4 protein-coding genes and 1 other RNA gene are annotated in these 4643 nt (G+C 74.4%); 2 read left to right on the forward strand and 3 right to left on the reverse strand.

Annotation, left to right across the window (positions count from 1 at the left end; all coding sequences use genetic code 11):
* From D1825_RS01020 to ffs, 3 genes are all read right to left on the reverse strand, one after another.
* Positions 1-1945 (reverse strand): DNA polymerase III subunit gamma and tau (locus D1825_RS01020; RefSeq protein ID WP_118765664.1); only part of this gene is annotated, 1945 nt, incomplete at its 3' end.
* Positions 1946-1998: 53 nt separating this feature from the next.
* Positions 1999-2613: a LysE family translocator gene (locus D1825_RS01025; protein ID WP_118765665.1), complete on the reverse strand. Its 615-nt coding sequence runs from the start codon at positions 2611-2613 to the stop codon at positions 1999-2001.
* 51 nt (positions 2614-2664) lie between these two features.
* Positions 2665-2761: signal recognition particle sRNA small type (ffs, locus tag D1825_RS01030), an RNA gene on the reverse strand.
* Positions 2762-2837: 76 nt separating this feature from the next.
* Here ffs and D1825_RS01035 point away from each other — a divergent pair.
* Positions 2838-3467 carry a hypothetical protein gene (locus D1825_RS01035; RefSeq protein ID WP_118765666.1) on the forward strand — a complete coding sequence of 210 codons (630 nt, stop codon included), beginning with the start codon at positions 2838-2840 and terminating at the stop codon, positions 3465-3467.
* Between the two features lie 66 nt (positions 3468-3533).
* On the forward strand, positions 3534-4643 hold a 1110-nt coding region (gene sthA / locus D1825_RS01040), incomplete at its 3' end, for a Si-specific NAD(P)(+) transhydrogenase (protein WP_118765667.1).

The raw sequence follows: 4643 nt of genomic DNA on the forward strand, positions 1-4643 counted from the left end.
CTTGGTCCCACGACGCCGCAGCCCGCTCGACGGCCGACTGGCCTGCCGCGCGGCTGCCCGACGACGCGGGAGTGCCCCACCCGCCGTCGGCGGGCGGCGACTGCTGGCCCGCCGGGGCGGCCGGGCGGCCGGCCGCGGCGCTCGTCTGCTCGGTGAGGATGCCTTCGACGCGCACGTCGAAGCCGAGCGTCTCGCGCACCGCGCGGGCCACGACGTCCGGGTGGCCACCGTTGCGGAAGGTGCCCGCGAGCGCGGCGGTGTCGAAGGAGAGGCGCAGCGTCGTCGCGTCGAGCTCGGCGACCTGGGCGTTGCGCGGGTCGACGAGCGCCCACGTCACGCGGCGCAGGCCCTTGATGGTCTCCAGGACCTCGGGCCAGCGGCGGCGGAGCATCTCGGTGTCGGGGCCGCCGGTGCCCTGAGGGGCGGCAGGCGGGGCGGCAGACGCGGCGGACGGGGGCTGGGCGGCGGGTGCGGGGGGCTGGCCCGCCGGGGCCGGTGGCGCGGCAGCAACCGGCCGTGACGCCGGAGCGGCGGGACTGTCGGTCGAGCCCGGCTCGTCGGTCGCGGCGGGCTCGACGGCGGGCGCCTCGGTCCCGCGCGGTTGGCGGGGGACGTCGACCTCGCCGTCGGCCGGTGCCGGCATCGCAGCGGGCACCGGCGCGGCAACGGGCGCAGGGGGCGCAACCGGGGCTGCCGCTACCGTTGCCGGGGCAACCGCGGGCGCAACGTCTCGCGCAACCGGCGCCTCGGCCGCCCGCACGGGCGCCCCCGCAGCCGGAAGCCCCCGCTCGAGCCGGTCGAGCCGCGCCCCGAGCCCGGAACGGTCGTCGTCCACGGCGGGCAGCAGCAGCCGCGCCATGAGCAGCTCGAGGTGCAGGCGCGGCGAGGTCGCCCCGCTCATCTCGGTCAGGGCGGCGTTGGCCAGGTCGGCCGACCGGGACAGCTCGGCGGCACCCAGGTGGGAGGCCTGTGCGCGCATGCTCTGCATCTGGTCGGCGGGGACGTCGCGCAGGGCGGCGTCGGCGGCGTCGCCCGACGCGGCGATGACGATGAGGTCGCGCAGCCGCTCGAGCAGGTCCTCGACGAACCGGCGCGGCTCGTGGCCGGTCGAGATCACGCGATCGACGACCCGGAAGGCGCTGGCGCCGTCGCGCGCCGCGATCGCCTCGACGAGGTCGTCGAGAAGCGACGCCTGCGTGTAGCCCAGCAGCGCGGCGGCACCCTCGTACTCGAGCCCGCCGGAGCCGGCTCCCGCGATGAGCTGGTCGAGCACGGAGAGCGTGTCGCGCACGGACCCGCCGCCGGCGCGGACGACGAGCGGGAGCACGCCGGACCCGACCGGGACCGACTCGGACGCGCAGAGCTGGCCCAGGTAGGGGACGAGCACGTCCGGCGGCACGAGCCGGAAGGGGTAGTGGTGCGTCCGCGAGCGGATCGTGCCGATGACCTTGTCCGGCTCGGTCGTCGCGAAGATGAACTTGATGTGCGGCGGCGGCTCCTCGACGATCTTGAGCAGCGCGTTGAAGCCCTGGGGCGAGACCATGTGCGCCTCGTCGAGGATGAAGATCTTGTAGCGGTCACGCGCGGGGGCGAACGTGGCCCGCTCGCGCAGCTCGCGCGCGTCGTCGACGCCACCGTGGCTGGCCGCGTCGATCTCGACCACGTCGAGCGAGCCCGGCCCGCCGCGGGCGAGCTCCACGCACGACGGGCACACGCCGCACGGGGTGTCCGTCGGCGACGCCTCGGTGTTCTGCGCGCAGTTCAGGATGCGCGCGAGGATGCGCGCGGAGGTCGTCTTGCCGCAGCCGCGGGGCCCGGAGAACAGGTACGCATGGTTGACCTGACCGCTCCGCAGCGCCTGCCGCAGGGGGGCGGTGACGTGGTCCTGCCCGATCACCTCGGCGAAGTTCTCCGGCCGGTAGCGGCGGTACAGGGCTTGGCTCACCCCCGCACCCTAGACGCCCGCACCGACACGCGCCGACGCCTACCCCCAGCCGTTCACCCGACCAGCACCCACGCCGCAAGGCCGACCACGAGCGCCGAGCCGATCGGCGAGACCCAGGCACGCAGGCGTGGCCCGAGTCGGGCACCGGCCAGGCCGCCGATGACGACGAGCACCACCTGCCAGCCCGCGGACGCGACGGTGACCCCGCCGACGAACGCCGCGCCCACCGCGAACGCCGGCCGCCCGTCGCCGAGCTCCGCGACGGCGCCGGTCGCGACCGTCGCGAAGATCAGCAGCGTGGCCGGGTTGAGCGCCGTGTACGCGACGAACCGCAGGTACGCCGAGCCCGCGGGCCGCTCGTCGAGCACGGGCTCGACGTCACGCGTGCGCCACCACCCGACGAGCCCGACGACGCCCACCGCGAGCAGCGCGGCGCCGCTGACGATGCGGATGACGGTGGCGGCCGACGAGACGAGGAGGGCGACCTGCGACCCCACGAGGACGGCGGCGATCGCGTAGACCGTGTCGACGGTCGCGACGCCGAGCGCGGCGGCCACCGCTCGTCGTCGGCCCGACAGCAGGGACTCGCGCAGCAGCAGCACGCCGATCGGACCGAGCGGCATGGCGACCGCGAGACCGGCGACGAGGCCGAGGGCGAAGGCGTGCACGAGCTGAGGGTCCCTTGCGAGCTGGCCCGGGGGCGAGGGGATTCCGGGCAAAGTAAGGACCCCCCGCACACCCGCCAGAGCTCACCTGCCCTTGCTGCCTTCCGGCCCTGGGGGAGTTCAGCGAGATGACGCCGCACGAGGGGTCTGCCGGAGATCCTAACCCAGCCGGGACGGCGGATCGGCACCGCGCGGTACGGTCCAGGCCGACGACGGAAGGACGGCCCGTGGCCCCGAAGTTCCCCGACCCGACGGCCGACCAGCCGTTCCCCGGGTCGTATCCCCCGCCGGGAACGGTCCCCGGCATGCTCGCCGCGCCCGCGCGGCCGCACCGTCGTCGTCGGGCGCTCGCGATCACCCTGACGCTCACCCTGCTCGTCGCGGTCGCCACCGTCGCGGTCGTCGTCGTCCCCGCTGTCCTGGACCTGCGCGGCCAGCTCACGTCGCCGCACGCGTCGGCCGAGGACGCGGCGACCGCCAGGCAGCTCGACCAGCTGGCCGGCCAGTGGCAGGCGACCTTGGGAGACTTCCAGGCCGACTACCTCACCAGCGCACCCCCGGCCGACGAGTGGCTCGCGACGGCCACCCCGCTCGCGGGCGAGCTGAGCAACCAGGCCGCGGAGATGCGCGCGCTGGCCGCTCAGATCGCGACCGACGAGCTCGACACCGCCGCCGCGGAGCTCGCCGACTCCGTGCGTCGCGCCACCGGGTACGCCCAGGGGCTCGTCGCCGCCGTGACGGCGGGCGACCCCGCGACGATCGTCGACCAGCACGGCGCGCTGCGCTTCGCGACGCTCGAGGCCGAGGTCGACCGCACCGACCTCCAGACCGCCATGCACGCCGCCGGGATCGACTGACCAACGTTCACCTGCCGGTGATCCGCTCGACTCACATCGCGACCGGTTTGTCGGCAGACTGCCTCCATGGCGACTGACGGGGTTCCCGGCGAGGCTGCGACGGCGCACGACGAGCCGGTGCACTACGACTACGACCTCATGGTGATCGGCTCCGGGCCGGGCGGGCAGAAGGCGGCCATCGCCGCCGCGAAGCTGGGCCACAAGGTGGCGATCGTCGAGCGTCGCCACATGATGGGCGGCGTCTCGGTCAACACCGGCACCATCCCGAGCAAGACCCTGCGCGAGGCCGTCATGTACCTCACGGGCATGGCGCAGCGCGAGGTCTACGGCGCGAGCTACCGCGTGAAGGCCGACATCACCATCGAGGACCTGTTCGCGCGGACGCAGCACGTGATCGGCCGCGAGACCGAGGTGATCCGCGCGCAGCTGCTGCGCAACCACGTCGACGTCCTGGGTGGCACGGGCTCGTTCGTGGACGCGCACACGATCGCGGTCCTGGAGGACGACGGCAGCCGCCGCACCCAGTTCACGGCGCGGTTCGTCGTGATCGCCACCGGCTCCAAGCCGCACCGCCCGGACAGCGTCCAGTTCGACGAGCGCACCGTGCTGGACTCCGACGGCCTGCTGCACCTCGAGAAGGTGCCCAACTCGCTCGTCGTCGTCGGCGCCGGGATCATCGGCATCGAGTACGCCTCGATGTTCGCGGCCCTCGGGACGCGCGTGACGGTCATCGACAAGCGGCCCGCGATGCTCGAGATGTGCGACCCCGAGGTCGCCGAGTCGCTCAAGTTCCACCTGCGCGACCTGTCGGTCTCGTTCCGGTTCGGCGAGGAGGTCGCGGGCGTCGACTCCAACACGCACGGGACCGTCACGCGGCTGGCCTCGGGCAAGCGGATCGCGGCCGACGCGGTCATGTACTCCGCGGGCCGGCAGGGTCAGACCGACGCGCTGAACCTGGAGGCCGCGGGCCTGTCCGCGGACTCGCGCGGACGCATCGCGGTCGACGACGACTACCGCACGCAGGTTCCGAACATCTTCGCGGTCGGCGACGTCATCGGCTTCCCCGCGCTGGCCGCGACGAGCATGGACCAGGGCCGCCTCGCGGCGTACCGCGCGTTCGACGAGCCGGCCCGCGAGCTCGCGTCGGTCCAGCCGATCGGCATCTACACGATCCCC

It is taken from the genome of Cellulomonas rhizosphaerae (genome assembly GCF_003470205.1).
Taxonomy (GTDB): Bacteria; Actinomycetota; Actinomycetes; order Actinomycetales; family Cellulomonadaceae; genus Cellulomonas; species Cellulomonas rhizosphaerae.